Annotated in this window: 24 protein-coding genes; 4 read left to right on the top strand and 20 right to left on the bottom strand. The window is 63.3% G+C overall.

The features are described from left to right. Positions 1-12: 12 nt before the first annotated feature. Complete coding sequence (locus AC07WS_RS07075; RefSeq protein ID WP_494728933.1) at positions 13-1,041, bottom strand: MerR family transcriptional regulator; 1,029 nt, start codon at positions 1,039-1,041, stop codon at positions 13-15. Positions 1,042-1,055: 14 nt separating this feature from the next. Continuing rightward, positions 1,056-1,925 (bottom strand): class I SAM-dependent methyltransferase, encoded by an 870-nt coding sequence (locus AC07WS_RS07070; protein WP_494728358.1) that lies wholly within the window; start codon positions 1,923-1,925, stop codon positions 1,056-1,058. A gap of 277 nt (positions 1,926-2,202) precedes the next feature. On the opposite strand from AC07WS_RS07070, the gene AC07WS_RS07065 reads away from it, so the two are divergent. Further along, positions 2,203-4,449, top strand: a complete 2,247-nt coding sequence (locus AC07WS_RS07065) for a putative bifunctional diguanylate cyclase/phosphodiesterase (RefSeq protein WP_494728357.1) — start codon at positions 2,203-2,205, stop codon at positions 4,447-4,449. Here the strand turns inward: AC07WS_RS07065 and AC07WS_RS07060 are convergent. The 3 genes from AC07WS_RS07060 to AC07WS_RS07050 form a co-directional block, all read right to left on the bottom strand. Then, positions 4,446-5,354 (bottom strand): DNA-3-methyladenine glycosylase family protein, encoded by a 909-nt coding sequence (locus AC07WS_RS07060; RefSeq protein ID WP_494728356.1) that lies wholly within the window; start codon positions 5,352-5,354, stop codon positions 4,446-4,448. The genes AC07WS_RS07065 and AC07WS_RS07060 overlap by 4 nt on opposite strands. Beyond that, entirely contained in the window at positions 5,351-6,241 is an 891-nt protein-coding gene (locus tag AC07WS_RS07055) for a DMT family transporter (protein WP_494728355.1), read from the bottom strand. Before AC07WS_RS07055 ends, AC07WS_RS07060 begins: the two co-directional genes overlap by 4 nt. A 97-nt stretch (positions 6,242-6,338) precedes the next feature. Continuing rightward, on the bottom strand, positions 6,339-7,361 hold the full coding sequence (locus AC07WS_RS07050; protein ID WP_494728354.1) for an XdhC family protein: 1,023 nt from the start codon (positions 7,359-7,361) through the stop codon (positions 6,339-6,341). A gap of 43 nt (positions 7,362-7,404) precedes the next feature. On the opposite strand from AC07WS_RS07050, the gene AC07WS_RS07045 reads away from it, so the two are divergent. Further along, complete coding sequence (locus AC07WS_RS07045) at positions 7,405-7,536, top strand: hypothetical protein (RefSeq protein WP_256367505.1); 132 nt, start codon at positions 7,405-7,407, stop codon at positions 7,534-7,536. Positions 7,537-7,549: 13 nt separating this feature from the next. Here AC07WS_RS07045 and AC07WS_RS07040 read toward each other — a convergent pair whose 3' ends face one another. From AC07WS_RS07040 to AC07WS_RS06970, 15 genes are all read right to left on the bottom strand, one after another. Beyond that, the gene (locus tag AC07WS_RS07040; RefSeq protein ID WP_494728353.1) at positions 7,550-7,942 is read right to left on the bottom strand and encodes a surface-adhesin E family protein; all 393 of its coding nucleotides are present in this window, start codon (positions 7,940-7,942) and stop codon (positions 7,550-7,552) included. A 15-nt stretch (positions 7,943-7,957) separates the two neighbouring features. Next, positions 7,958-9,058, bottom strand: a complete 1,101-nt coding sequence (locus tag AC07WS_RS07035; RefSeq protein ID WP_494728352.1) for a M48 family metallopeptidase — start codon at positions 9,056-9,058, stop codon at positions 7,958-7,960. 22 nt (positions 9,059-9,080) lie between these two features. Continuing rightward, positions 9,081-9,530, bottom strand: coding sequence for a dUTP diphosphatase (gene dut / locus AC07WS_RS07030; protein WP_008451445.1), 450 nt, complete (start codon positions 9,528-9,530; stop codon positions 9,081-9,083). A gap of 1 nt (position 9,531) precedes the next feature. After that, positions 9,532-10,755: a bifunctional phosphopantothenoylcysteine decarboxylase/phosphopantothenate--cysteine ligase CoaBC gene (gene coaBC, locus AC07WS_RS07025; RefSeq protein ID WP_494728932.1), complete on the bottom strand. Its 1,224-nt coding sequence runs from the start codon at positions 10,753-10,755 to the stop codon at positions 9,532-9,534. Between the two features lie 17 nt (positions 10,756-10,772). Further along, positions 10,773-11,276 carry a signal peptidase II gene (gene lspA, locus AC07WS_RS07020; RefSeq protein WP_494728351.1) on the bottom strand — a complete coding sequence of 168 codons (504 nt, stop codon included), beginning with the start codon at positions 11,274-11,276 and terminating at the stop codon, positions 10,773-10,775. A gap of 64 nt (positions 11,277-11,340) precedes the next feature. Next, complete coding sequence (ileS, locus tag AC07WS_RS07015; protein WP_494728350.1) at positions 11,341-14,208, bottom strand: isoleucine--tRNA ligase; 2,868 nt, start codon at positions 14,206-14,208, stop codon at positions 11,341-11,343. Positions 14,209-14,272: 64 nt separating this feature from the next. Further along, positions 14,273-15,256 (bottom strand): bifunctional riboflavin kinase/FAD synthetase, encoded by a 984-nt coding sequence (locus tag AC07WS_RS07010; RefSeq protein WP_494728349.1) that lies wholly within the window; start codon positions 15,254-15,256, stop codon positions 14,273-14,275. A gap of 150 nt (positions 15,257-15,406) precedes the next feature. Then, a complete protein-coding gene (locus AC07WS_RS07005) occupies positions 15,407-16,594 on the bottom strand; it encodes a tetratricopeptide repeat protein (protein WP_494728931.1) in 1,188 nt (395 codons plus the stop codon). 107 nt (positions 16,595-16,701) lie between these two features. Then, positions 16,702-17,133 carry an ExbD/TolR family protein gene (locus AC07WS_RS07000; RefSeq protein ID WP_217431213.1) on the bottom strand — a complete coding sequence of 144 codons (432 nt, stop codon included), beginning with the start codon at positions 17,131-17,133 and terminating at the stop codon, positions 16,702-16,704. Between the two features lie 59 nt (positions 17,134-17,192). Further along, on the bottom strand, positions 17,193-17,621 hold the full coding sequence (locus tag AC07WS_RS06995; RefSeq protein ID WP_161082812.1) for an ExbD/TolR family protein: 429 nt from the start codon (positions 17,619-17,621) through the stop codon (positions 17,193-17,195). Between the two features lie 6 nt (positions 17,622-17,627). Continuing rightward, a complete protein-coding gene (locus AC07WS_RS06990) occupies positions 17,628-18,533 on the bottom strand; it encodes a MotA/TolQ/ExbB proton channel family protein (RefSeq protein ID WP_199538690.1) in 906 nt (301 codons plus the stop codon). Positions 18,534-18,619: 86 nt separating this feature from the next. Further along, the gene (locus tag AC07WS_RS06985) at positions 18,620-19,279 is read right to left on the bottom strand and encodes an energy transducer TonB (RefSeq protein ID WP_117011680.1); all 660 of its coding nucleotides are present in this window, start codon (positions 19,277-19,279) and stop codon (positions 18,620-18,622) included. 507 nt (positions 19,280-19,786) lie between these two features. After that, the gene (locus tag AC07WS_RS06980; RefSeq protein WP_494728348.1) at positions 19,787-21,325 is read right to left on the bottom strand and encodes a SpoVR family protein; all 1,539 of its coding nucleotides are present in this window, start codon (positions 21,323-21,325) and stop codon (positions 19,787-19,789) included. A gap of 11 nt (positions 21,326-21,336) precedes the next feature. Then, on the bottom strand, positions 21,337-22,605 hold the full coding sequence (locus AC07WS_RS06975; RefSeq protein ID WP_494728347.1) for a YeaH/YhbH family protein: 1,269 nt from the start codon (positions 22,603-22,605) through the stop codon (positions 21,337-21,339). 71 nt (positions 22,606-22,676) lie between these two features. Further along, entirely contained in the window at positions 22,677-24,599 is a 1,923-nt protein-coding gene (locus AC07WS_RS06970) for a PrkA family serine protein kinase (protein ID WP_161082808.1), read from the bottom strand. Between the two features lie 69 nt (positions 24,600-24,668). Here AC07WS_RS06970 and AC07WS_RS06965 point away from each other — a divergent pair, with 69 nt between their 5' ends. Together AC07WS_RS06965 and AC07WS_RS06960 are read left to right on the top strand one after the other, a co-directional pair. Beyond that, positions 24,669-25,097 (top strand): hypothetical protein, encoded by a 429-nt coding sequence (locus AC07WS_RS06965; protein ID WP_494728346.1) that lies wholly within the window; start codon positions 24,669-24,671, stop codon positions 25,095-25,097. Further along, entirely contained in the window at positions 25,097-26,104 is a 1,008-nt protein-coding gene (locus AC07WS_RS06960; RefSeq protein ID WP_494728345.1) for an adenosine deaminase, read from the top strand. Before AC07WS_RS06965 ends, AC07WS_RS06960 begins: the two co-directional genes overlap by 1 nt. Positions 26,105-26,110 lie beyond the last annotated feature (6 nt).

Raw genomic sequence — 26,110 nt, 5'->3', positions numbered from 1 at the left:
CCTTACGCTTGATCAAGCCAGCGTGGCGTAGGAGAGCCTGATGTAGTTGAGCATGGCGGGCGTGATCCAGGTGCCGCTCAGTAGTGCGGGTTCGCGGTCGTGCGCGGCGCGGATCTTGGCCAGCGTGGCCGGATTGCCGCCGATCTGCGACATGTAGAGGTCCATCCAACGCCGCGCCAGCGCCTGCGCCGACGGCGCATCGTGGACGATGCCGTCCTCCAGGTGCTGGTGCACGCCGGCGATCAGCGCCATCCATTCGTCCTGGTTCTTGCCGCTGTTGGCGCGCATGGTGCGCATCTCGTCGGCGTCCAGGTAGCGCGCGTAGATGCCCAGTTTGCGCGCGGCCATCGCCGCCGACACGTACTCCTTGAGCGCCGGCGTGATGCGGGTCTGCTGCTGCGCCTTGACCTCCTGGTCCAGCATGACGGTGATGCGGCGCGCGAACTCGGGATTGGCGGCGGTGTCGTGCTGCAGCGTCCGCATCCAGCGCTCCGACAGGTCGCTCGCGCGCGCATCGTCCGCCGGCACGCCTTGCGCCATCAGCGCTTCCGCCTCGGCCACCAGCGCGGCCCAGGCGGCGTTGCGGCGCGCGTCCTGCTGCCAGAAGGGCAGGCGCTTCAATTCCTCGCGGGTGAAATATTTGTCGTACAGATCCATCTTTTCCAGCGTCTGCAGCCAGTCGGACAGCTCGGGGCTGCCGCCACCGCTCAGCACATGCTGCAGCCGCGTCAACTGTTCGCGCAGCATCGTCGCCTGCTCGATCTGCTTGCCCAGCGCGGCGATCTGCTGCGCGACGATGTCGGCGAACGGCGCATCCGGACTGGCCAGGAAGGTGGCGATATCGGCCAGCGACATGCCGAAGCGCCGCAGCGTCTGGATGTGGTGCAGGCGCGCGACGTCGTCGCGGTTGTAGAGGCGGTAGCCGGAATCGGCGCGGGCCGACGGCGTCAGCAGGCCGATGCTGTCGTAGTGGTGCAGTGCGCGCACCGTCAGGCCGGCGCGCGCGGCCAGCTCGCCGATTTTCAACACGGTTTTTTCCATGCCCGCAGTGTACGTCAAACCGTGGCCCTGATCATGCGGAAGATGCCGCTCAGGCGCAGGCCGTCGCCGCGCTCGCCCAGGTAGCGCTCGCTCAGCTCCGGCGCGCCGAAGTGCTCGACCTGGCTGTAGCCGAAGCGGCGCAGCATGTGTTCCAGCGCCTGCGGCTCGAAGGTGCTCAGCAGGTGCTCGCCCTGCGCCGCCAGCGCGGCGGTCACCACTTGCAGCCCCATGCGTTCTGTCTCGCTCAGATGCCTGTCGTGCACGCAGTAGTCGAACACGATGCTGCTGCCCGGCGCGAAGCCGGCCACGTCCTGCAGGGTGCGCATGACGGCGTCCGCTTGCAGGTACATCGTCACCCCCAGCCAGGAGCAGCAGGCCGGCGCGTCGACGTCCAGGCCGGCCAGCTGCAAATCCGCGCTGAGCGCAGTCTGTTCGAAATCGGTGGCGACGTAGGCCAGCGACGCCGGCTCGGCGATGCCGGCCGCGCTCAGGCAGGCGCGTTTCCATTGCTGCATGGCGGACAGGTCGACCTCGTACAGCCGGGCGGACGGCGGGCAGTCGGCGCGATAGGCATAGGTGTCGAGGCCGGCGCCAAGGATCACATACTGGTTCACGCCGCCGCGCTGCGCGGCCTGCCAGCTGTCTTCGGCCAGGCGGGCGCGCACCACCAGCGTGGCGCGCATGGCCGCCGCCAGCGGATGACGCTGGCGCTCGGCGTCGCTGTGCAACTGGGCGGCGCGTTCGGCGCCGAGGATGGGCACGGCGACCGGATCGCGCAGGATCAGCGGCGCATCGTACAGCTGGTGGGCGGCGCGCAGGGTGGCGGTCATCCAGGCGCTGGGCTTGGGGCCGGCCAGGTGGCCGAGCGGGGATGTTGGCTGCATGGTGTACTCCTTCAGGACAATGCAGCAGATCGTAAAGCCTGACGCAGCGTCAGGCTCAAGCGAAATCAATATTGGCAGCACGCTAACAGCTAAATTGACTGACTGTGCACCGATTAACACAGCCGCTTTTGTCAAATTTGACTTGGGTCAAGGACGTGCGATTTACCGCCGGCCGGCGCGCGGCATTGCTGGGCATGCCCCATTGCCGATGCTACTCTCAAGCAATTCTTAACAGCGGGTGCCTGTCATGGCTAGCAATCACACTCGATTTATTGTATTGGTCACAGCGACTTACATCGTGCTCGGCTCGGCCTGGGTGCTGTTGTCGGACCAACTGATCTCCGTGCACGATTCGGACGTCATGGTCTGGCTGTCCAGCGCCAAGGGCGTGTTCTTCGTGCTGTGCAGCGCGGCCGGCTACGCGCTGGCGATGCGGGCCGTTTCGGCGTGCGCCGACCGCCGCCAGCCGCTGTTCGAGGTGGCCGCACACGGCCTGGTACCGAACTCCGGCCACCGCCAAGGCTGGTACCATTACCCGCTGGCGCTGATGCTGGTCGGCACGATGCTGGTGATCCGCGTCCATCTGGTCGAGGCCAGCGAGCCGCGTCCCTTGCTGGTCCTGTTCATGCTGCCGATCATGGTCAGCGCGCTGGTGGGCGGCCTGGGGCCGGGCTTGCTGGCGACGGTGGCGGCGGCGGTGGGTGTCAAGTTGCTGGTCCTGCGTCCGCTGTTCAGCGTGCATTTCGAGGACCAGCACGACTTGATGCAGTGGCTGCTACTGATCGTCAATGGCGGCGTGGCCAGCATGCTGAGCGAATTCATGCGCGGCGCCTTGCGCAAGGGCGAGTCCGACCGCAAGCTGTTGAGCGGCATCATCGGCGGCACCTCGGACGCGGTGTACGTCAAGGACTTGCAGGGCCGCTATCTGTTGGTCAACCAGGCGACAGCGGCATTTCTCGATAAGCCCGCGGACCAGATCCTGGGACGCACCGACGAGCAGCTGTTCTCCGCGCAGTCGGCCGCCAGGATGCGGCAGCACGACCAGTCGGTGATGAGAGCGGGCCGCACCCAGACCAGCGAGGAACACCTGACACTGCCGGGCGGCAAGCAGGCGCTGTTCCTGTCGACCAAGGGGCCGCTGCTCGACAGCGCCGGCCGCGCGACCGGCGTCTTCGGCATTTCCCGCGACGTCACCGAGCGCAAGCTGGCCGAGGAGCGCATCGAGCGCCTGGCGCACTTCGACGTGCTGACCGGCCTGCCCAACCGGGCGCAATTGGACGAGCGCGCGCGCCATGCCATCCTGCAGGCGCAATGCGGCAGCCACAAGCTGGCGGTGATGTTCCTGGACCTGGACCGCTTCAAGGACATCAACGACAGCCTGGGCCACAGCATCGGCGACGCGCTGCTGGTGATGCTGGCGCGCCGCCTGCGCCTGACGCTGCGCGCCGAGGACGTGGTGGCGCGGCTGGGCGGCGACGAGTTCATCTTCCTGCTGCATGGCGACGACGCCACCGCCTTGCCGCGCGTGGCGCAGAAGATCCTCGACATGGTGGCCGAGCCGTTCTGCATCGAACAGCACGAACTGGCGGTCAGCGCGTCGATCGGGGTGGCGCTGTATCCGCAGGACGGCAAGGACCTGGAAACGCTGGTGCGCTGCGCCGACGTGGCCATGTACCGGGCCAAGCAGAACGGCCGCAACGGCTACTGCTTCTTCACCAGCGACCTGGAGGACGAAGCGGTGCGGCGCCTGCAGATCATCAACGCGCTGCGCCACGCGCTGGAGAACAAGGAGCTCAGCGTGCGCTACCAGCCGCAGTTCGACGCGCGTGACGGCCGCATCATCGGCGCCGAGGCGCTGCTGCGCTGGTACCATCCGGCGCTGGGCGCGGTGTCGCCGGCCGAGTTCATCCCGGCCGCCGAGGAGAGCGGCCTGATGCTGCCGATCGGCGAATGGGTGCTGCGCCAGGCGGTGCGGCAGATGAAGGCCTGGCTGGACCAGGGCATGGAGCCGTTCGTGATGGCGGTGAACCTGTCGGCCACGCAGTTCCGCCATCCCGACCTGCCGCAGCTGGTCGGCAGCATCCTGATGCAGGAGCAGCTGGCGCCGCAATACCTGGAGCTGGAGCTGACCGAGGGCGCGGCCATGCACGATCCGCCGGCCGCCATCGCGGTGATGGACCAGCTGCACGAGCGCGGCGTGCGCATGGCGATCGACGATTTCGGCATAGCCTATTCGTCGCTGAGCTATCTGAAGAAGTTCAAGATCTACAAGCTCAAGATCGACCAGTCTTTTGTGCGCGACATCAGCACCGATCCGGAAGACCGCGCCATCGTGGCCGCCATCATCAACCTGGCGCGCAGCCTGGGCTTGCGCACCATCGCCGAGGGCGTCGAATATCCGGCGCAGCTGGAGTACCTGCGGGAGCAGGGCTGCGACGAGATACAGGGCTTCTATTACAGTCGGCCGTTGACCGCCGCGCAGTTCGAGGCGTTCGCCGCCGAGCGCGAACGCTGCGCCGCCTAGGCCTGGCCGTCGCGCGGGTGCAGGCTGGCCCACAGATGGGCGGCGGCCATGGTGCGGTGGGGGCTGTAGCGGGCCAGGATCTGTTCCGTGCGCGGCATGTCCGGCTTGGCGTCCTCGCCCAGCAGCTGCTGCAACGCGGCGCGGATCGCGACGTCGCCGTGCAGCGAGCAGTCGGCATAGCCGTAGCCGCGCAGCAGGCCGTAGTTGACGGTCCACGGGCCGATGCCCTTGACGGCCAGCAGCGCCGCCGACACCTGCTCGATGCTGTTGGACGGTGACAGCTCCAGCGCCAGCTCGCCGCCGGCGACCAGGCCGGCCAGGCGCAGCAGCGTCTCGGCCTTGGCGCGCGAGAATTTGCGGCTGGTCAGGTCGTCGATCGACAACCTGGCCGCGTCGGCTGCGGCGGGGTAGCACCACAAGCCGCTGCTGTGCTGGCGGCCTGCTTGCAGGATGAAGGTGCGCCGCAGCGAAATGGCGAACGACAGGTTGATCTGCTGCCCGATGATGGCCCACGTCAGCGCCTCGAACACCGTGGCCGACTGTACGATGCGCAGGCCGGGCTGCGCGCGCGTCAGGGGGCCGAACAGCTTGTCCCTGGCGGCGAATTTGCTGAACGGTTCCGGATCGATGCGCAGGCCGAGGATGCTCAGCGCGGCCTCGCGCACCTGCGCCTGCGCGGTGGCGGACAGCCTGCCGTCGGCGTGCACGGTGCAGCTGGCGCTGGTGGGCGCGGCGGCGTGGTTGGGCACGATCTCCAGCACCACCGGCACGCCTTCGGTCAGCATGCCTTTGCGCAGGCGCTCGGGACCCACTTCCTCGGCCACGCCTTCCGGATCGCGGCTGTGGAAGGCCAGTACATCATGCAGCCGGTAGTTGGCCGGCAGCGGCAGGGTGTAGGGCTTCATGCCGCCTTCGTCTTGTTCAGGAAGCCGAAGCCGGGACGGAAACCGGTCACCAGCGCGGTGCCGGTGATGACGATGGCGGCGCCGGCGAAGGTGTACCAGCCCACGCTCTCCTGAAGGAACAGCACTCCCCACAGGATGCCGAACAGGGGGCTGAGGAAGGTCACCGTCAGCGCCGACGACGGGCCGACGTCCTGGATCAAACGGAAGTAGATCAGGTAGGCCACGCCGCTGCACAACACGCCCAGGGCCAGCACCGCGCCCATGATGCCGATGGTCGGCTCGCCCGGCGCCGGGAAGAAGGGCAGCGCCGGCAGCACCAGCAGCGTGGACGCCCACATCGAGCCGTGTGCGTTGGCGAACGGTTCGACCGTCGCCGCCTGCTTGGCGTAGTTGCTGGCGATGCCGTAGTTGAAGGAGGCGAACAGCACGGCCGCGATCGCGATGCCGGCGCCGGGCTTGGTGCTGACGTGGTCGAAGCCGACCAGCAGTGCCACGCCGCAGGCGCCCAGCGCCAGGCCGAGCATCACCTTGGCGCTGACCATGTGGCGGGTCCAGACGGCGCCGATCAGCGTGCCCCACAGCGGCGTGGTGGCGTTCAGCACGGCCAGCAGGGAGGCCGACAGCGTGCGCGCGGCGAAGGCGAACAGCAGGAACGGCAGCGCGGAGTTGAACAGGCCGAGGATCAGGTAGTGCTTCCAGTGCTGGCGCAGGTTCAGCGGCTTTTTCAGCGCCAGTGCGATCGCCGCCAGGAACAGGGCCGCGAACAGCACGCGGTATTCGATCAGCACGGCCGCGCCCAGCACCGGCGCGGCGATGCGCATGAACAGGAAGGAGCCGCCCCAGATGGCGGCGAGGAAGATCAGGCGGAACAGGTTGGCGGTGCTCATGCGGGGTCCAGTCGTTGTTTGGTGCGTCATTGTCCCTTGCCATGTGGGACGTCGGCTAGCCGGTTCTTGCTTTTGAATTGTCCGCGCTTGCGCTTCTTTACGCCGCGCCCAGGTCTACCGCGCAGGCGCTCTCGCCGGGCATGGCCGGCGTGGCCGCGTGCGGCACCAGCAGCGCGGCCGGCACGCCGTTCTTAATCGCGGTCATCTCGGCCAGGATGGAGATGGCGATCTCGGACGGCGTCTTGCTGCCGATGTACAGGCCGATCGGCCCGTGCAGGCGCGCCAGCTGTTCCGGCGTCAGGTCGAACTCCAGCAGCCGCTCGCGGCGCTTGCCGTTGTTCAGGCGCGAACCGATGGCGCCGACATAGAAGGCGTCCGACTTCAAGGCCTCCATCAGCGCCAGGTCGTCCAGCTTGGGGTCGTGGGTGAGCGCGACGACGGCGCTGCGGCGGTCCAGCTGCAAGGCCAGCACCACGTCGTCCGGCATCTCGTGCACCAGCTGCACGCCGTCGACCTGCCAGCCGGCGCGGTATTCCTCGCGCGGGTCGCAGACGATGACGTGGTAGTCCATGGCGGTGGCGATCTGCGCCAGGAAGCGCGATAGCTGGCCGGCGCCGATGATCAGCAGCCGCCAGCGCGGGCCGTGCAGGCTGACCATGGCGCGCTCGCTGACCTGCATCTGCGCGCCCGGCGGGGCCCTGGACAGTTCCACCTCGCCGGAACGCAGGTCCAGCCGGCGCTGCACCAGTTCGTGCGCCTCTAGCCGTTCCAGCAGCTCGGCGACGCGGCTGCGCGCCGACAGCGGCTCGATCGCCAGCTCTATGGTGCCGCCGCAGGGCAGACCGAAACGGTGGGCCTCGTCAGCGGTGATGCCGTAGCTGACGATTTCCGGCGCGGTGCGGCGTATGCCCTCGTCGCGCACGCGGGCGATCAGGTCGTCCTCGATGCAGCCGCCGGAGACGGAGCCGATCACCGTGCCGTCCTCGCAGATGGCCAGCGTGGCGCCCACCGGGCGGGGACTGGAGCCCCAGGTCTTGATGACGGTGATCAGTTCGCAGCGGCGCCCGGCGGCGATCCACGCGGCGCTGGTTTTGAGTACTTCGAGGTCGATGCTGTCCATGGATGGAATATACTACGGCTCTCTAAAGCTTGCAGGAACTGCCATGACCACTCCCAAGGAAGACGACGGCTCGCCCAAATTCGGCCGCCTGCTGATCGTGCTGATACTCGCCGTGCTGCTGTGCGCCGGCCTGACCTGGCTGATGGGGAACGTGTTCCCCAACTTCCCGAACTAGCTTATTTGCGCACTTATTTGCACAACACCGCCAGCGCGTTGTCGAACGGGCTGTCCGGCACGATGTCTTCCGGGTTGAACTTCTCGTACTTGTAGTTTTCGACCGGCTCCCCCTTGCCCATGGCCTCGGGGTAGAACACCTGCGACAGCAGCACGGTGGTGCGGTCCTCGCAGGAATACAGGTGCAGCGCCTTGACCGAACGGTAGGGGCGGCCCTCGGGCGTGGTCTGCGCCTTGCCGAAGCTGCGCATGGACCAGGCCTTGCGCGTCTTGTCGCTCTTGATGATGCTGGCTTTGTCGATGTAGAAGATGCCGGCGCCATCGCCCTTCACCCTGGCCCACTGCGCCGCCTGGGCCCAGCTACACATCAGTATCAAGATGATTGCCAACAGGCCCGGCTTGTTCATGGCGGTCTCTCAGGTTTACGGCACCAGCGGTTTTTTGGCCGCCTGCTTGCCCTTGATTTCGGCGATGGTCTTGTCGATCACCGACAGGCGGTAGTTCACGGCGGGGTGGATGGCAGTATACCCGTTCAAGACCGTGGCGGGATATTGTCCCGCCATGCGCTGCCAGAAGGCGTGTGCGTGGTCCAGGCTGTAGCCGGCGCGGGCCACCATGTACAGCGACAGGTAATCGGCCGCCGCGTCGAGCTCCTGCGGCATCGGCTTGACGCCGGCGGTGCCGATCAACATCGACAGGTCCGGCCGCACCGACACCAGGTTGTCGATGATGCTGCCGACCGTGTAGGCCGAGCGGGTGGTGGCCGCGTGGCCCAGCACATTGTGGGCGATGTCCTTGGCCAGCACGTAGGCGATGGCCTCGTCGCTCTGCGCGAAGTTGACCATGCCGCGCGTGATCATCACGCGCTGGCCGTCGGAGTAGGCGTTGATGTTGTCCGAGTTGCCGATGTCGATCTTGAAGGCGCAGGCGCGCGTGACCGGCACGTTGAGGGCCTGGTTGCGGCCGTCGCGCGCCACGATCAGGTTGAGCGACTGGTGGCCGGAGACCAGCGGGCCGAGAATGCCGGCCGCCAGCGTTTCGGCGTTCTGGCCGGTCGGCAGGGTCTTGCCCTCGGCGGCGACCAGGCCGTCGCCCTTGCGCAGGCCGGCGCGCGCGGCGCCGCTGCCGGCCAGCACGCTGGCCACTTCCAGGCGGTCGCCGTAGTTCAGCACCGCCTGCGCGGCGTCGACGAATTCGCCGGTGTAGGAGTATTTGTTCTTGGCGGTGAAGCCGAGCAGGTTGCGCGCCTGCGTGCGGCACAGGTCCGCGTTGTTGATCAGCAGCGGGCCGGCGATGCGGTACAGGCGGTCCTGCAGGGCCACCATCTGGCTCAGGGCTTCGCGGGCGGCGGCCATCTTGGCGGTGACCACCGGCGGTTCCTCGTTGATGACGCGCGCCACCACCGGTTCGGCCGGCGCGGGCGCCGGCTTGGACTTGAAGGACGAGCAGGCCGGCAGCAGCATGGCCGCCGCCAGCAAAGACAATGGGGCGAGTTTATTGATCTTGTTTGTCTGCTGGACCATCCGGGGTCTCCGTGTATTGTTGTTAGTGTTTGCCGGTGCTGCCAAAACCGCCTTCACCGCGTTCGCTGTCGCCGAATTCCTCCACCACGTTGAAGCCCACCTGCAGCACCGGCACGATGATCAGCTGCGCCAGGCGTTCCATTGGGTTCAGCGTGAAGGCGCTGTGGCCGCGGTTCCAGGTCGAGATCATCAACTGGCCCTGGTAGTCGGAGTCGATCAAGCCTACCAGATTCCCCAGCACGATGCCGTTTTTGTGGCCCATGCCGCTGCGCGGCAGGATCATGGCGGCGTAGCCCGGATCGGCGACGTGGATCGCCAGGCCGGTCGGAATCAGCACGGTCTGTCCGGCTTCGATGACCATGGGCGCGTCGATGCAGGCGCGCAGATCGAGGCCGGCCGAACCCGGCGTGGCGTAGGCCGGCATCTGGTCTTTCATGCGCGGGTCGAGGATTTTGACGTCGATATTTTTCATGTTAGTTAGCGAAAAGCGAATGCTGGGAGATCCGTTTCGAGATCTCCGAAATCAGTTGGCGCGCCAGTGTGAGCTTGTCGGCGCGCGGCAAAATGGTGTGGCCGTTTTCATCGAACAGGATGATGGTGTTGTCGTCCTGGCCGAAGGTGTGGTGGCCGATATTCCCCACTAGCAGGGGGATGCCTTTTTTCTCGCGCTTGTCGGCGCCGAACTGGATCAGGTTCTCCGATTCGGCGGCGAAGCCCACGCAGTACGGATGGCCGGCCAGCGTGGTGCGCGCGGCGACGCTGGCGAGGATGTCCGGGTTCTGTTCGAACTTCAGGTCCGGCACCGAGCCGTCCGGGTTCTTCTTGAGTTTCTGCTCGCTGGAGTTGGACACGCGCCAGTCGGCCACCGCCGCCACGGCGATGAAGATGTGCTGGTGGTCGACATTGGCCATGACCGCGTCGTGCATCTGCAGCGCGCTTTGCACGTTGATGCGCTGGACGCCGAACGGCGCCGGCAGCGCGGTCGGGCCGGACACCAGCACCACCTCGGCGCCGGCTTCGCGCGCGGCGCGCGCCACGGCGTAGCCCATCTTGCCCGAGGACAGATTGGTGATGCCGCGCACCGGGTCGATCGGCTCGAAGGTCGGGCCGGCGGTGATCAGGATGCGCTTGCCCGCCAGGACCTTGGGCTGGAACGAGGCGATCAGCTCTTCGAGCAGCTGCGCCGGTTCCAGCATGCGGCCCATGCCTACTTCGCCGCAGGCCTGGTCGCCGGAGGCGGGGCCGAACAGCACGATGCCGTCGTCGCGCAGCTGCTGCACGTTGCGCTGGGTGGCGGGGTTCTGCCACATCTCGACGTTCATGGCCGGCGCCACCAGCAGCGGCACCAGGCGCGGACGCGCCAGGCACATGGTCGACAGCAGGTCGTCGCAGACGCCGTGCGCCAGCTTGTAGATGAAGTCCGCCGAGCAGGGCGCGACCAGGATGGCGTCGGCGTCGCGGGTGACGTCGATGTGGGCCATGTTGTTGTCGACGCGCGGATCCCACTGGCTGCTGAACACCTTGTTGCCGGACAGCGCCTGCATGGTGACGGCGGTGATGAAGTGGGTGGCGGCGTCGGTCATCACCACCTGCACCGAGGCGCCGGCCTTGGTCAGCGCGCGGCACAGTTCCGCCGCCTTGTAGCAGGCCACGCCGCCGGACAGGCCGAGGACGATTTTTTTGCCGGTCAATTCCATCATGATGCGGTCCTCAGTTAGCGGTTCACCCGGCGCAGCTCATCGAGGATGAACAGCGCCGCGCCGATGCAGATGGCCGAGTCGGCGACGTTGAACGCCGGGAAGTGGCCGAATCCGCTCCAGTGGAAATCGAGGAAGTCGACCACGTGGCCGTACAGGATGCGGTCGATGACGTTGCCGATGGCGCCGCCCAGGATCAGCGCCAGCGCCCACGAGAACATGCGCTGGTTGCCGTGCTTTTTCAGCAGCACGATGATCCAGGCCGCCGCGCCCAGGGCGATGGCGGTGAAGAAGTAGCGCTGCCATCCGCCGCTGTTCTGCAGGAAGCTGAACGCCGCGCCCTTGTTATAGGCCAGCACCAGGTTGAAGAAGGAGGTGATGACTTTCTCTTCGCCGAGCTGGAAGGTCTTGGTGATGGTGATCTTGGACAGCTGGTCGAACAGGATGACGATGGCGGCAATGCCCAGCCAGGGCGTGAGGCTGGCCGAGGATTTGGTCGGAAAGATTTTTTTGGTGGCCATAAAATTTCAGGTTGGTTCGTGGCGACGGCGCCGCCGCTCCCGGAGGGGAACGGCGGCCCTCATATTAAGCGAACTTGCGTTTTTCGCCCGCACCGAACAGATTGCTGTGGCAACGGCCGCACAGGGTCGGATGGTCGGCGTGCGAGCCGACGTCGGCGCGGTAGTGCCAGCAACGCTCGCACTTCTCGGCCGTGGAGGCGGCCACTTCGACCGCTTCCTCCGCTTCGCTGGCCACCTGCACCGCCTTGGCGGCCGAGGTGATGAAGACGAACTTCAGGTCGTCGTCCAGGCTGGCCAGCAGCTGGTACTTGTCGCCGGCGGCCTTGATGGTCAGTTCCGCCTGCAGCGAGGAGCCGATCGCGCCAGAGGTGCGCACGTCTTCCAGCTGCTTGGTGACGTCGGCGCGAACCCCGCGCAGCGCCGTGTACTTGGCCAGCAGCGCGGCGCCGTCGGCCGGTGCCGGCAGCTTCCACCAGGTCTGCGTGAAGATGGTCTCGTCGCTGGCCTGGTAGGCTTCCGCGCCGGCGAAGATCGCCCACGCTTCTTCCGCCGTGAACGACAGCGCCGGCGCCATCACGCGCAGCAGGCTTTGCGTGATGTGCCACAGCGCGGTCTGCGCCGAGCGGCGCGCGTGCGAGGTGACGGCGGTGGTGTACAGGCGGTCCTTCAACACGTCCAGGTAGAAGCCGCCCAGGTCTTCCGAGCAGAAGTTCTGCAGCTTGGAGTACACCGGCTGGAATTCATACTGCATGTAGTGCTCGGCGATCTCCGCCTGCAGCGCGGCCATGTTGGCGACGGCGTAGCGGTCGATCTCCAGCATGTCGTCGATCGCCACCGCGTCCCTGGCGGCGTCGAAGTCCGACAGGTTGGCCAGCAGGAAGCGCAGCGTGTTGCGGATGCGGCGATACGCCTCGGTCACGCGCTTGAGGATCTCGTCGGAGATCGACAGCTCGCCGGTGTAGTCGGTGGTGGCCACCCACAGGCGCAGCATGTCGGCGCCCAGCTTGTTCCACACGTCCTGCGGCGCGATGGTGTTGCCGATCGACTTGGACATCTTCTTGCCTTCGCCGTCGACCACGAAGCCGTGGGTCAGCAGCGCCTTGTACGGCGGGGCGCCGTTCAGCATCGAGGACGTCAGCAGCGAGGAGTGGAACCAGCCGCGGTGCTGGTCCGAGCCTTCCAGGTACAGGTCGGCCGGGAAGGCCGATTGTTCCTTGTGCGAGCCGCGCAGCACGGTCTGGTGGGTCGAGCCGGAATCGAACCAGACGTCCAGCGTGTCCTTGTTCTTTTCGTAGGCCGCCGCTTCGTCGCCGATCAGGTCTTTCAGGTCCAGCGCCAGCCAGGCGTCGATGCCGCTCTTCTCGATCAGCTTTGCCACCTGTTCCAGCAGCTCCGGGGTGCGCGGATGCAGCGCGCCGGTTTCCTTGTGGACCACGAAGGCCATCGGCACGCCCCACTGGCGCTGGCGCGACAGGGTCCAGTCGGGACGGTTGGCGATCATGCCGTGCAGGCGCGCCTTGCCCCAGTCCGGGAAGAACTTGGTCTCGTCGATGCCCTTCAACGCGGTTTCGCGCAGCGTGTGGCCGCCGTCCTTCGGCTTGATGTCCATGCCGGCGAACCACTGCGAGGTGGCGCGGTAGATGATCGGCGACTTGTGGCGCCAGCAGTGCATGTAGCTGTGGTCGAACATCTTCACTTCGAACAGCGCGCCCGCTTCCTTCAGCGCGGCGCAGATCGGCTTGGACGCTTCCCAGATCGTCATGCCGCCGAACAGCGGCAGCGAGGCGGCGTATTTGCCGTCGCCCATGACCGGGGTCAGGATGTTCTCGTCCTTCATGCCGTGGGCGCGGCAGGAGATGAAGTCGTCCAGGCCGTAGGCCGGGGCCGAGTGCACCACGCCGGTGCCGCTTTCGGTGGTCACGTATTCGGCCAGGTACATCGGCGACAGGCGGTCGAAGAAGGCGTCCGAGGCGTGCAGCGGGTGGCGGAAGCTGATGCCGCCCAGCGCCGCGCCGTGGCAGGTGGCGATGGTGGTGCCTTCGAGCTTGTAGCGCGCCAGGCAGGCTTCGACCAGGTCCTGCGCCAGGATCAGCAGCAGCGGCTGGCCGTCACGCTCGGTCTGCACCAGCGAGTAGATCACTTCGGCGTTGACGTTCAGCGCCTGGTTGGACGGGATGGTCCATGGCGTGGTGGTCCAGATGACGATGAAGCCGTTCTCGGTCGGCAGCTTGTCCAGGCCGAAGGCGGCGGACAGCTTGTCGAATTCGGCGAACTTAAAGCCGACGTCGATGGCCGGATCGCGCTTGTCCTGGTATTCCACTTCGGCTTCGGCCAGGGCGGACTGGCAGTCGAAGCACCAGTTGACCGGCTTCAGGCCGCGGTAGACGTAGCCCTTTTCCAGCAGCTGGCCGAGGGCGCGCAGTTCGTCGGCCTCGTTCGAGTAGTTCATGGTCAGGTAGGGGTTCTGCCATTCGCCCAGCACGCCCAGGCGGATGAAGTCCTTGCGCTGGCGGTCGACCTGCTCGTGCGCGTAGGCGCGGGCCTTGGTCAGCACTTCGGCGGTCGGCAGGTTTTTGCCGTACAGTTTTTCGATCTGGATCTCGATCGGCATGCCGTGGCAATCCCAGCCCGGCACGTAGGGCGCGTCGTAGCCGGCCATGCCGCGGGCCTTGACCACCATGTCCTTCAGGATCTTGTTGACGGCGTGGCCGATGTGGATGTCGCCGTTGGCATACGGCGGGCCGTCGTGCAGGATGAATTTAGGACGGCCGGCGGCGGCCTTGCGCACGCGCTCGTAGATCTTTTTGTCCTGCCATTCCTTGACCCAGTTGGGTTCGCGCTTGGCCATATCGCCGCGCATCGGGAACGGGGTTTCGGTCATGTTGACCGGGTATTTGCTTTCAGGTTTTTTTGCGGATTTGTTATCGGACATGGTTATCTTCAGTGATTTTATTCGGGGAGTTCTGTGTAGCCGGCGCGCGTAGCTGGTCGCGCGGTTAAATTCGGTCGGTGGCCGTGATGGCGCCTTCGCGCTCCTTGACGCATTGTGCAAAATACGCGCGCGCGATGTCGGCATCGCGGTGGATGGCGGCGGTCAGCGTCGGCAGGTCGACGTATTTTTCCTCGTCGCGGATCTTGTGCAGGAATTCGACGCGCACCTGCGCGCCATAGCAGCTTTGGGCGAAGTCGAAGATGTGCACCTCCAGCAGCACGCGGCCGCTGTCGTCGACGGTGGGGCGCACGCCCAGGCTGGCCACGGCGGGCAGGGGGCGCTCGGCCAGGCCGTGCACCTGCACGATGAAGATGCCCGACAGCGCGGGGCGGTGCGGCACGCGCAGGTTCAGCGTGGGGAAGCCGAGCGTGCGGCCCAGCTTCTGGCCGTGGATCACGTGGCCGGAGATGGCGTAGGGATGGCCCAGCAGCGCCTCGGCATGGGCGAAGTCGCCCGCGGCCAGCGCGGCGCGCACGGCGGAGGAGGAGATGCGGGTGCTGCCGTTCATCACGGTGGGCAGGGTCTCGACGTGGAAGCCGTAGTGCTTGCCCGCTTCCAGCAGCATCTGCACGTTGCCGGCGCGGCGGGCGCCGTAGCAGAAGTCGTCGCCGACCATCAGCCATTTGACGTGCAGGCCCTCGACCAGCACCTTTTCGGTGAATTCCTGCGGCGTCAATGCGGCGAAATGGGCCGAGAAGTGCTCCACGATGACGCGGTCGATGCCGTTGTCGGACAGCGATTGCAGCTTGTCGCGCAGGTTGGCGATGCGGGGCGGGGCTTTCGACAGGTCGCCGGCCTTCTGTGCGAAGAATTCGCGCGGGTGCGGTTCGAAGGTCATCACGGCCGCTTCCAGCCCGAGGCTGGTGGCGGCGGCGCGCACGCGGCCGAGCAAGGCCTGGTGGCCGAGGTGGACACCGTCGAAGTTGCCGATCGTGAGCGCGCAGGGCGCGCGCGCCGCTGCATTGGGTAGACCTCGAAATACCTTCATGGGAATATGGGGGAAACTGTCACTAAATGGAGGATTATACGGTTTGTTTGCCGTAGCCGACAGTTATCGAGGGAAATGCGGAGGCAAAGCATAAAAAAAGCGCTGGCCGGCGCGGGGCCGGACAGCGCTTGTGCGCATCGCAACGCCCGATTACATCGGGTGGTTGATGTTCAGGGTCCAGTAGCGGGCCAGGTCGGCGGTGCCGTCCTTGCCTTTGACCGTTTTCAGGGTGGCCAGCGCGGCAGGCTTCTTGCCGGCGATGGATTGGGCGATACCCTGGTGCAGCTTGACGGCGTCAGGATTCTTCGCGGTGCCCATCTTCACAGCCTGGTCCAGCAGCGCCAGGCCCTTGTCGGCCTTGCCCTGGGAAACCAGCGCATAGCCCATGTTGGCCAGCGCGTCGGCGTCCTTGTTCTTGACGGCTTCGGCTTCCAGCGTGGCTTGCTTGGCGTCGAACTCGGTCTGGGTCTTGGCGGCCAGGTCTTTCAGACGCTGGTGGCGTGCGGCGTCGGAGCCGGTGCCCAGCGCGCCTTTCTTGTAGCCCTGGTCGATGATCTTGATCGCTTCGGCTGGGTTACCCGCCTGCAGCGCCAGCTGGGACATTTCCATGTACTCGCCCGGCTTGGTCAACAGGCCGTTGGCCAGGCGCAGGCGCAGCACGTCCAGCGACAGCGACGACGAGAAGCCTGGCTTGCCCGATACGCGGTTCAGCAGGTCGGCCCAGTAGCTGGTCTTAGGATAGCCGCCGGCCAGTTTTTCCAGGGTCTGGACATAGCCTTCCTTGTCGTTCTGCTTGAGCTGGATGTTGGCCAGCATCTGCAGCGACGATTCCGAACCGGCCTTCGACGATTGCAGTTCCTTGGCAGCTTCGTTGAGCTTGCCGCTGATGTAGTAGGTCTGGATCAGCAGGTCGTGCATCTGGCCGTCGCTAGGATTGTCCTTGAGCGCGCGCTGGATCCAGGTGATGGCCTTCGGGTAGTCCTTGGCGCGGTAGTAGATGCCGGCCAGGGCCTGGGTGAATTTTGGTTGTTCGGCAGGCGACAGCTTGCCGGAGTTGATGACCGCTTCGAAGGCGCGGGCGGCCGTGTCGTTATCGCCTGCGGCCACAGCGGCCGAAGCGCGGGTGCGTTCGATCAGATAGGATTCGTGGGGCGATTTGCCACCGACAGCATCGGCTTCCTTGAGTTTAGCCAGTGCTTCTTTATTTTTGCCTGCCGCAGCCAGTTTCTGTGCTTCTTGCAATGGTTTGCCGATTTCAGCGCGCACCGCGTCGGCCGCGTAGGCAACCGAGGAAAAACCTGCCAAAGGAGCTGCTGCAGTAAAACCAATAGCGGCCATTACCAGGCCGAGATGAGCGAGACGAAACTTGGTCATGGGTAAGTTTTCTTTCATCAAAATGCGAAATAGGCAGGAATGGTCCTGCCTATCGTTGAACATAGAACTGATTATTGGAACTGTTCGTTGCCGACCAGGCCAATCTTGGTCACGCCCAGACGCTGGGCCGCGGCCATCACGCCTGCCACGACTTTGTACGACACCAGCTTGTTCGGACGCAGATGCACTTCCGGCTGGTCAGCTTGCGCTGCGACATCGGTCAGTTTCGCTTCCAGGGTGCCGCGGTCGGGAACGACAGCGTTATCCCACAGAATCGTACCGTCGAAGTCGACGTCAATCGTGATGACCACAGGTTCCTTGACTGGCGGCGGCGGGGTGCCGACCGGCATGTTCAGGTTGACCGAGTGGTTAGCCTTTGGAATCGTAATGATCATCATGATAATCAGCACCAGCATCACGTCGATGAGGGGCGTCATATTCATTTCCATCATTGGTTCCGGGTCCGCGCCACCGCTGGCTGGGGAGCCGACATTCATACTCATGGTGTTTCCTTTTAAGAAGGGCAGGCCTGGGCTCCAGGCCTGCGATGCACTATCGGGGATTAACCCTTATCAGGCGGTTCGGTGATGAAGCCGACCTTCTGAATACCAGCGCGCTGGGTAGTGTAAATAACCTTGCCGATTGCTTCGTAGCGTGTTTCTTGGTCGCCACGAACATGTACTTCTGGCTGAGGCAACTTAACTGCTTCCACCTTCAGAAAATCGAACAACTCATTCGCGTCGCGCATTTTCTTCTGATTCCAGTAGATGTCGCCATCCTTGCTTACAACGATGTTGACATCTTCCGGCTTGGTCTGAATAACCTGGTTGGCTTCTTCTGGCAGCTTGATCTTGATCAGCTTCAGAACAACCGGGCTCGTGATCAGGAAGATAATCAGCAGAACCAACATGATGTCCACCAGGGGCGTCGTGTTGATTTCTGACATGACTTGATCTTCGTCTCCGCTATCGGAGCCTACGGACATCGACATGATTAATTATCCAATCTTTTTAGCGCCGGCGGCACGGCCAGCTTCGCTGGTGGACATAGCGCCCGAGATCAGTACCGAGTGCACGTCAGCGGAGAACGAACGCACGTCTTCCATGGCCGACTTGTTACGACGCACCAGCCAGTTGTAACCCAGAACGGCAGGAACTGCAACGAACAGACCGAAAGCGGTCATGATCAGCGCTTCACCCACTGGACCTGCGACTTTGTCGATCGATGCGTTACCCGACATGCCGATGGCGATCAGTGCATTGTAAATACCCCAAACGGTACCGAACAGACCGATGAACGGTGCGGTCGAACCAACGGTTGCCAGGAACGACAGGCCGTCTTGCAGACGCGATTGAACTTTGTCAACAGCGCGCTGGATCGACATGGTCACCCAGGTCGACAGGTCGATTTGTTCCAGCAGGGCGCCGTCGTGGTGCACGGTGGCCTTGGTGCCGGTTTCAGCGATGAAGCGGAATGGCGAGCCGTCTTTCAGGGCAGCCGAACCAGCGGCGATCGACGATGCTTTCCAGAACTTGGCCGAGGTTTCTTTCGACTGCTTGAAGATCTTCATCTGGTCGATCAGCTTGGTGATGATGATGTACCACGAACCCATCGACATCAGCGACAGGATGATCAGGGTGCCGCGCGATACGAAACCACCGTTCCAGACAGCTTCGAAGCCGTATGGATTGTCCACTTCTTCTTTGCCGCCCTTGGCAGCTGGAGCTTCTGCTGCCGGAGCTGGTGCGGCTGCCGCATCCGCTGCTGGAGCGGCTGCTGGTGCCGAAGCGGCGGCCGAGGCTGGCGCGTCAGCGAAGGCTGGGGCGCTTACCAGGGCGGTGGCTGCGGTCACGGAAAACAGCACAGCGGCCAGTACAGCGGACAAACGGGTATTCTTAAACATGCTTCCTCCAAATTGATAAAATAATCAGATCGCTGAACGTAATGACAACGAAAATTACTAAGTGAGACGCTACTGCCGCCTCGGTTTTACTCCAGCGTCCAGACGTATTGCATCTGCATCCACGCTTCCGTCGGTTTCCCGTCGGTCAGACCCGGTTTGAATCGGCATTTGCTGATCCCGTTAACCGCGGCCTTGTCCAAGTCCCTAAAGCCACTGGATTTGACGATTTTGGAATCGGCGACGTGGCCGTCGGTTCCAATCAAGAACGATAACGTGACCGTACCGGTTTCTTCGTTACGCAGGGAGGATTTTGGCCACTCCGGTTTTGCGCAAGTGCTGAAGTCAGCAACAGCAGCTACGTTCACCGATTTGGCCGGTCCCGGTGGCGCTGCCGGTGGTGCTGGTGGCGCTTTTTGCAGTTCGTTCGTCGCAGGCTTCACGTTGGTCGCGTTCGCGATCGTGTTTTGCGGCGGCGGAGGCTGCTGCACGTTCACCTCAACTGGCGGGATGAATGGCGGTGGTGGCGCTTTCATCTCTGGCGGAGGTGGTGGCGGTGGGAGTTCTTTCGGTGGAGGAGGCTTGACCTCCTCAATGATCTTGGTCTCCACTGGTGCGATCATCTTGCTCACCAGACGTTTACCCAAGCCCGTCACGATCCCATAAGCAACCAGGAGGTGCAACAAAACGACAATGGTAATGCCTGTAAAGTTCTTCCCGGTGCTTTTCTCGTTGTGCGTGAAATTCATGCCTGCTTTCTCCAATACCAACTCTTTTTTGTTGCTACTAAACCCCAAAATGGCGACACAAAACAACAGCCGCATCCGGGACGTCGGCGAATTATACATACGAATTCTTGATTTTACATAGAATTTTCATCCCTAAAACCGGTTAAATTTCATAGGGTTTTCCTATGCCGCAGCGCACTCTTTGCACCGTTCTAGCTCAATTTGCAAGACTCCCCGGCGCAATTTTGGGGCGAGACGCACCACGACATTACTTAGTTTTCCCTTAAGCCCAAAAACGGAATATTATGTACGTAATTTTACTACGAACAATTGATAATTTGGTCGCAAATGTTTCTTTGATGAAATTCTTGCGAGCAAGCCTCTACAAGCAGTGGCAAAAAATTGTTGACTTTTGCGCTGCGTCATGCTTTGGCTAAAAAAACCGGGGCCAGAGCGGCTTCTCTGACCCCGATTCATCCCTTGCAAGAGCCATGCCCGACCGCGGCAAAAGCCCTATATATATGTTGCTCAGCTTCCGCGCGCCCGTTTCTCCCGTTTGACCTCCAGCGTACTGACGATCTCGCCGTTCGGCGCCACGGTTTCCAGGTGCACGTCGAAGCCCCACAGCCGCGCCACGTGCTTGAGCACCTCGCCGGCCTGCTGGTTCAGCGGCCGCCGCTGGAACTGCGTATGGCGCAGCGTGAGCGCGCGGTCGTCGCGGGTATTGACCGACCACACCTGGATATTCGGTTCGCGGTTGCCCAGGTTGTACTGCTCGGCCAGCTGTTGGCGGACGTAGCGGTAACCCAGGTCGTCGTGTATGGCGGAGATTGCCAGTTTTTCGTTGTTGTCGTCGTCCAGTACCGCAAAGAAATGAAAGTCGCGGATCAGCTTAGGCGACAGGTACTGGGCGATGAAGCTTTCGTCCTTGAAATTGCGCATGGCGAAGTCGAGCGTCTTGTGCCAGTCGCTGCCGGCGATGTCCGGGAACCATTCACGGTCCTCGGGCGTCGGGTGCTCGCAGATGCGGCGGATGTCGGTCATCATGGCGAAGCCCAGCGCGTACGGATTGATGCCGCTGTAGTAGGGGCTGTTGACCGGCGGCTGGTACACCACGTTGGTATGGCTCTTCAAAAACTCCATCATGAAGCCGTCGCCCACCACACCCTCGTCGTACAACTGGTTGAGGATGGTGTAGTGCCAGAAGGTGGCCCAGCCCTCGTTCATCACCTGGGTCTGGCGCTGCGGGTAGAAGTACTGCGAAATCTTGCGCACGATGCGCACCATCTCGCGCTGCCAAGGTTCCAGCAGCGGCGCGTACTTCTCGATGAAGTACAGCAGGTTTTCCTCGGGCTCGGGCGGGAAGCGCGGCGCGGCCTTTTCCTCCTCCTCTTCCTCGCGCCGGGGCAGGGTGCGCCACAGCTCGTTGATCTGCGACTGCGCGTAGGCTTCGCGCTCCTTCTGGCGCGCGCGCTCCTGTGCCATCGACAGCTTGGCCGGGCGCTTGTAGCGGTCCACGCCGTAGTTCTGGATCGCGTGGCAGGAGTCGAGCAGCAGCTCGACCGCGTCGATGCCGTGGCGCTGCTCGCATTCGGCGATGTAGTTCTTGGCGAACACCATGTAGTCGACGATGGCGTCGGCGTCGGTCCAGGTACGGAACAGGTAGTTCCCCTTGAAGAAGGAGTTGTGGCCGTAGGCCGCGTGCGCGATCACCAGCGCCTGCATGGTCAGGCTGTTCTCCTCCATCAGGTAGGCGATGCAGGGATTGGAGTTGATGACGATCTCGTAGGCCAGCCCCATCTGCCCGCGCTTGTAACCCTTTTCGGTCGACAGGAAGTGCTTGCCGAACGACCAGTGGTTGTACGACACCGGCATGCCGACCGAGGTGTAGGCGTCCATCATCTGCTCGGCGGTGATGATCTCCAGCTGGTTGGGATAGGTGTCCAGCCCGAACGCCTCGGCGACGCGGCGGATTTCCTGGTGGGCCTGCTCGATCAGTTCAAACGTCCACTCCGACTGCTCGGGCAGGGCGCGCGGATGGCGCGGCTTTGGTGTCATGTCGTTCATGGCTCGGCTGCCTATTTCGGCTGTTTCTTGAACAGTTCACGGAACACCGGATAGATGTCGGCCGGCGTGACTATTTTCTGCATGGCGAAATGCGGGTGATGATTGGGGATCTGCGAGTACTGCTCCCACAGGTTCTGCGGCGGCCCGTCGGTGATCTCGACATAGGTGTAGTACTGCACCTTGGGCATGATGGTGTTGACCAGCAGCTGCCGGCACAGCACGGAATCGTTGTCCCAGTTGTCGCCGTCGGACGCCTGGGCCACGTAGCTGTTCCAGCTGCCGCCGCCGTAGCGCTCCTCGATGATCTTGTCGAGCAGGTGCAGCGCCGACGACACCACGGTGCCGCCCGACTCGCGCGAGTGGAAGAATTCCTCCTCGTTCACCTCGGCCGCGGCCGTGTGGTGGCGGATGAACACCACGTCGATCTTGTCGTAGGCGCGCTTGAGGAACAGGTACAGCAGGATGAAGAAGCGCTTGGCGGTGTCCTTGCGGGTTTCGTCCATCGAGCCGGAGACGTCCATGATGCAGAACATCACCGCCTGCGTCATCGGCTTGGGCACCTTGATGCGGTTGCTGTAGCGCAGGTCGAACGGGTCGATGAAGGGGATGGCCAGCAGCCGCGTGTGCAGATGGTGGATCAGCTTCTTGAGCTCCAGCACGCGCGGCGCGTCCAGCGGCGCGCCTTCCAGCAGCAGCTCCTCCAGCTCGCGCTCGGCCTCGATCACGCGCTTGCGCGAACTGCCGCCGACCGCGATGCGCCGCCCCAGCGCGCCGCGCAGCGAACGCAGCACGTGGATGTTGGACGGCGTGCCCGACATATTGTAGCCGGCGCGCTGGTTCTTGAATTCGGTGGTGGCGGTCAGCTGGGTCTTGACCAGGTTGGGCAGCTCCAGGTCTTCGAAGAAGTAGTTCATGAATTCTTCGCGCGAGAGCTCGAAGATGAAATCGTCCTCGGTCAGCTGGTCGCTGTTGCCGGCCTTGCCGCGGCCGGCGCCGCCGCCGCCCTTGGGCCGGTTGATCAGGTCGCCCTTGAGGTATTCCTGGTTGCCGGGGTTGATGGTTTCCCACACGCCGCCATGGGCGTGGCCGAACGAGGGCTCGCCCACGTCCTTGACCGGGATGGAGACTTTTTCGCCGTTCTCAATGTCGGTGATGGAGCGGCCTTTGATGGCACGTCCCACCGCGTCCTTGATCTGGGCCTTGTAGCGCCGCAAGAAGCGCTCGCGGTTGACCGCAGACTTGTTCTTGCCCTGCAAACGTCGGTCGATGAGGTAAGTCAAAAGATGCCTCCTGCTGCTATTGGTCGGCGCCGCGCCGCCACCGCCTTATGCGGGGCGGCGCGCAATGCTACTTAAGACGACTTCCTCACACGCAAATACCATTCGCACAGCAACCGCACCTGCTTGGCGGTATAGCCTTTCTCCACCATGCGGGCGACGAAGTCGGCGTGCTTGTTGGCGTCTTCGGCGCTGGCCTTGGCGTTGAACGAAATGACCGGCAGCAGTTCCTCGGTGTTGGAGAACATCTTCTTCTCGATCACGGTGCGGAACTTCTCGTAGCTGGTCCAGGCCGGATTCTTGCCGCCATTGTTGGCGCGCGCCCGCAGGCCGAAGTTGACGATCTCGTTGCGGAAGTCCTTGGGATTGGAAATCCCGGCCGGCTTCTCGATCTTCTCCAGCTCGTTGTTCAAGGACTCGCGGTCGAAGCTCTCGCCGGTGTCGGGATCGCGGTATTCCTGGTCCTGGATCCAGAAGTCGGCGAAGGTGACGTAGCGGTCGAAGATGTTCTGGCCGTATTCGGAATACGATTCCAGATAGGCGGTCTGGATTTCCTTGCCGATGAACTCCACGTATTTCTGCGCCAGGTGTTCCTTGATGTACGAGAAGTACTTCTGCTCGGTCTCGGGCGGGAACTGCTCGCGCTCGACCTGCTGCTCCAGCACGTACAGCAGGTGCACCGGATTGGCCGCCACCTCGGTGTTGTCGAAGTTGAAGACCTTGGACAGGATCTTGAACGCGAAGCGGGTGGACAGGCCGTTCATGCCCTCGTCGACGCCGGCGTAGTCCACGTACTCGTGCATGGACTTGGCCTTGGGGTCGGTGTCCTTGAGGTTCTCGCCGTCGTACACCAGCATCTTGCTGAAGATGCTGGAGTTCTCCGGATCCTTCAGGCGCGACAGGATGGCGAACTGCGCCATCATGCGCAGGGTTCCGGGCGCGCACGGCGCCTGGTACAGCGAGGAGTTGGCGATCAGCTTGTCGTAAATCTTGATCTCGTCGGTCACGCGCAGGCAGTACGGCACTTTGACGATGTAGATACGGTCAAGGAAAGCCTCGTTGTTGCGGTTGTTCTTGAAGGTCTTCCATTCCGACTCGTTCGAGTGCGCCAGGATGATGCCGTCGAACGGAATCGCGCCGAAGCCTTCCGTGCCCTTGTAGTTGCCTTCCTGCGTGGCGGTCAGCAGCGGGTGCAGCACCTTGATCGGCGCCTTGAACATCTCGACGAATTCCATCAGCCCCTGGTTGGCCAGGCACAGGCCGCCCGAGTAGCTGTAGGCGTCGGGATCGTCCTGCGAATAATCTTCCAGCTTGCGGATGTCGACCTTGCCGACCAGCGAGGAGATATCCTGGTTGTTCTCGTCGCCCGGCTCGGTCTTGGAGATGGCGACCTGCTTGAGCACCGACGGATAGCGCTTGACCACGCGGAACTGGTTGATGTCGCCGTTGAATTCGTGCAGGCGCTTGACGGCCCACGGACTGGGGATGTTGCGCAGGTAGCGGCGCGGGATGCCGTAGTCTTCCTCGAGGATCACGCCGTCCTCTTCCTCGTTGAACAGGCCGAGCGGCGATTCGTTCACCGGCGAGCCTTTCAGGCAGTAGAAGGGTACATGCTCCATCAGCGACTTGAGCTTCTCGGCGATCGACGATTTGCCGCCGCCGACGGGACCGAGCAGATACAGGATCTGCTTGCGTTCCTCCAGCCCCTGCGCGGCGTGGCGGAAGTAGGACACCACTTGCTCGATCACTTCCTCGGTGCCGTAGAACTCGCGGAAAGCCGGATATATCTTGATGACCTTGTTCGCGAAGATGCGAGACAGCCGGGTGTCGTTGCGGGTATCGACCAACGTCGGTTCGCCAATGGCGGCCAGCATGCGTTCCGGAGCGCTGGCGTAGGTGAGTCGATCTTTTTTGCAAAGTTCGAGATATTCCTTCATGGACATCTCTTCTTCTTTGGTCCGTTCGTACCGTGCGGCGTAGTTGTCAAAAATGGTCATTTGGATGTCCTTTAATGTAAACCTGCTTGTCACGGGTCACCGGCAGTTCGACTGCCCTGGCCCTGGTCCGTGCATACCCTTTCCGTTTTTATTTTTCTTATCACCAGCTTCTTTTTTGTGGCGCGGATTGCCCGCGCCGGTGAGCTGGCTTTATCGCCGGTTGGCGGCTTTTATGTGTTGGTCGTAACGCTTCTTACGTCTATGAAATTGATTATTGCGCTATTGGTGCTGGAAGTCAAAAGATATGTCGCAATATGCTTAATACTCTTTCGTAAATCATTGATTTTAAAGGTTATTTTTGCGAAAATTTGTGTCCTTTTCGCGGTTTTCAAGGTGTTTTTTCATGCGCGTTTATGCCACAGTATCACGCTTGCACGCGCCGTGCTGATCGCGCTTCAAACGGATAAATTCTGCCGCAACTTGGCCGCTGCTGTCGCACTCTCGCGGCATGCGCTAAGATGCGTTGATCCAGCTAACTGTCAGAGGAAAAAAGAATAATGTTGAACGAACAATTGCGCACGGTGCTGCAGCAGATGCCGAAAGCCGAACTGCACATCCACATCGAAGGATCGCTGGAGCCGGAGCTGATCTTCGCGCTGGCCCAGCGTAACAACGTCAAGCTGGCCTACGGTTCGGTGGAGGAGCTGCGCGCCGCGTACGCGTTCACCGACCTGCAGTCCTTCCTCGACATCTACTACGCCGGCGCGAGCGTGCTGTTGCAGGAGCAGGACTTCTACGACATGACCGCCGCCTACCTCAAGCGCGCCGAGCAGGACAATGTGCGCCACACCGAAATCTTCTTCGATCCGCAGACGCACACCGCGCGCGGCGTGCCGATCAAGACCGTGATCGACGGCATCCACCGCGCCTGCCAGGACAGCCCGGTCAGCGCCACGCTGATCCTGAGCTTCCTGCGCCACCTGTCGGAGGAGGACGCGTTCGCCACGCTGGAGGAGGCGCTGCCTTACCGCGACAAGTACATGGGCATCGGGCTCGACTCGTCGGAGGTCGGCAATCCGCCGGAGAAGTTCGCGCGCGTGTTCGCCAAGTGCCGCGAGCTGGGCTTCCATCTGGTGGCGCACGCGGGCGAGGAAGGCCCGCCGGCGTATATCGAAACCGCGCTCGACGTGCTCAAGGTCGAGCGCATCGACCACGGCGTGCGCTGCCTGGAGGACGCGGCGCTGACGCAGCGCCTGGCGCGCGAGCAGATCGCGCTGACGGTGTGTCCGCTGTCGAACGTCAAGCTGTGCGTGTTCGAGCGCATGGAGCAGCACAACCTGCTGCAGCTGCTGGACGCCGGCATCGTCGCCACCGTGAACTCGGACGATCCGGCCTACTTCGGCGGCTACATGAACGCCAACTTCATCGCCACCTTCGAGGCTTTGCCATTGGGCCTGTCCCACGCGCAGCGCCTGGCGCGCAACAGCTTCTCGGCGGCCTTCCTGCCGGCCGGGCAGAAGCAGAAGTTCCTCGATGAAGTCGACGCGTATTTCGCCGCACTGTAGAAGACC

The organism is Duganella sp. GW821-FHT01E12 (genome assembly GCF_059422325.1).
Note: the sequence above shows the minus strand (reverse complement) of the source record. Positions and strands in the feature narration are given on the sequence as shown.

Excerpts from the sequence above, each read along its gene's own strand:
- AC07WS_RS07045 (WP_256367505.1), top strand. The coding sequence starts at position 7,405 with ATGACCACTCCCAAGGAAGACGACGGCTCGCCCAAATTCGGCCGCCTG.
- AC07WS_RS07035 (WP_494728352.1), bottom strand. The coding sequence starts at position 9,058 with ATGGTCCAGCAGACAAACAAGATCAATAAACTCGCCCCATTGTCTTTG.
- AC07WS_RS07055 (WP_494728355.1), bottom strand. The coding sequence starts at position 6,241 with ATGAGCACCGCCAACCTGTTCCGCCTGATCTTCCTCGCCGCCATCTGG.
- AC07WS_RS06970 (WP_161082808.1), bottom strand. The coding sequence starts at position 24,599 with ATGACCATTTTTGACAACTACGCCGCACGGTACGAACGGACCAAAGAA.
- dut (WP_008451445.1), bottom strand. The coding sequence starts at position 9,530 with ATGAAAAATATCGACGTCAAAATCCTCGACCCGCGCATGAAAGACCAG.
- AC07WS_RS07040 (WP_494728353.1), bottom strand. The coding sequence starts at position 7,942 with ATGAACAAGCCGGGCCTGTTGGCAATCATCTTGATACTGATGTGTAGC.
- AC07WS_RS06990 (WP_199538690.1), bottom strand. The coding sequence starts at position 18,533 with ATGTTTAAGAATACCCGTTTGTCCGCTGTACTGGCCGCTGTGCTGTTT.
- lspA (WP_494728351.1), bottom strand. The coding sequence starts at position 11,276 with ATGGCCACCAAAAAAATCTTTCCGACCAAATCCTCGGCCAGCCTCACG.
- AC07WS_RS07050 (WP_494728354.1), bottom strand. The coding sequence starts at position 7,361 with ATGGACAGCATCGACCTCGAAGTACTCAAAACCAGCGCCGCGTGGATC.
- AC07WS_RS07010 (WP_494728349.1), bottom strand. The coding sequence starts at position 15,256 with ATGAAGGTATTTCGAGGTCTACCCAATGCAGCGGCGCGCGCGCCCTGC.
- ileS (WP_494728350.1), bottom strand. The coding sequence starts at position 14,208 with ATGTCCGATAACAAATCCGCAAAAAAACCTGAAAGCAAATACCCGGTC.
- AC07WS_RS07000 (WP_217431213.1), bottom strand. The coding sequence starts at position 17,133 with ATGAGTATGAATGTCGGCTCCCCAGCCAGCGGTGGCGCGGACCCGGAA.
- AC07WS_RS06985 (WP_117011680.1), bottom strand. The coding sequence starts at position 19,279 with ATGAATTTCACGCACAACGAGAAAAGCACCGGGAAGAACTTTACAGGC.
- AC07WS_RS07005 (WP_494728931.1), bottom strand. The coding sequence starts at position 16,594 with ATGGCCGCTATTGGTTTTACTGCAGCAGCTCCTTTGGCAGGTTTTTCC.
- coaBC (WP_494728932.1), bottom strand. The coding sequence starts at position 10,755 with ATGGAATTGACCGGCAAAAAAATCGTCCTCGGCCTGTCCGGCGGCGTG.
- AC07WS_RS07060 (WP_494728356.1), bottom strand. The coding sequence starts at position 5,354 with ATGAAGCCCTACACCCTGCCGCTGCCGGCCAACTACCGGCTGCATGAT.
- AC07WS_RS06960 (WP_494728345.1), top strand. The coding sequence starts at position 25,097 with ATGTTGAACGAACAATTGCGCACGGTGCTGCAGCAGATGCCGAAAGCC.
- AC07WS_RS07075 (WP_494728933.1), bottom strand. The coding sequence starts at position 1,041 with ATGGAAAAAACCGTGTTGAAAATCGGCGAGCTGGCCGCGCGCGCCGGC.
- AC07WS_RS06995 (WP_161082812.1), bottom strand. The coding sequence starts at position 17,621 with ATGTCGATGTCCGTAGGCTCCGATAGCGGAGACGAAGATCAAGTCATG.
- AC07WS_RS06980 (WP_494728348.1), bottom strand. The coding sequence starts at position 21,325 with ATGAACGACATGACACCAAAGCCGCGCCATCCGCGCGCCCTGCCCGAG.
- AC07WS_RS07070 (WP_494728358.1), bottom strand. The coding sequence starts at position 1,925 with ATGCAGCCAACATCCCCGCTCGGCCACCTGGCCGGCCCCAAGCCCAGC.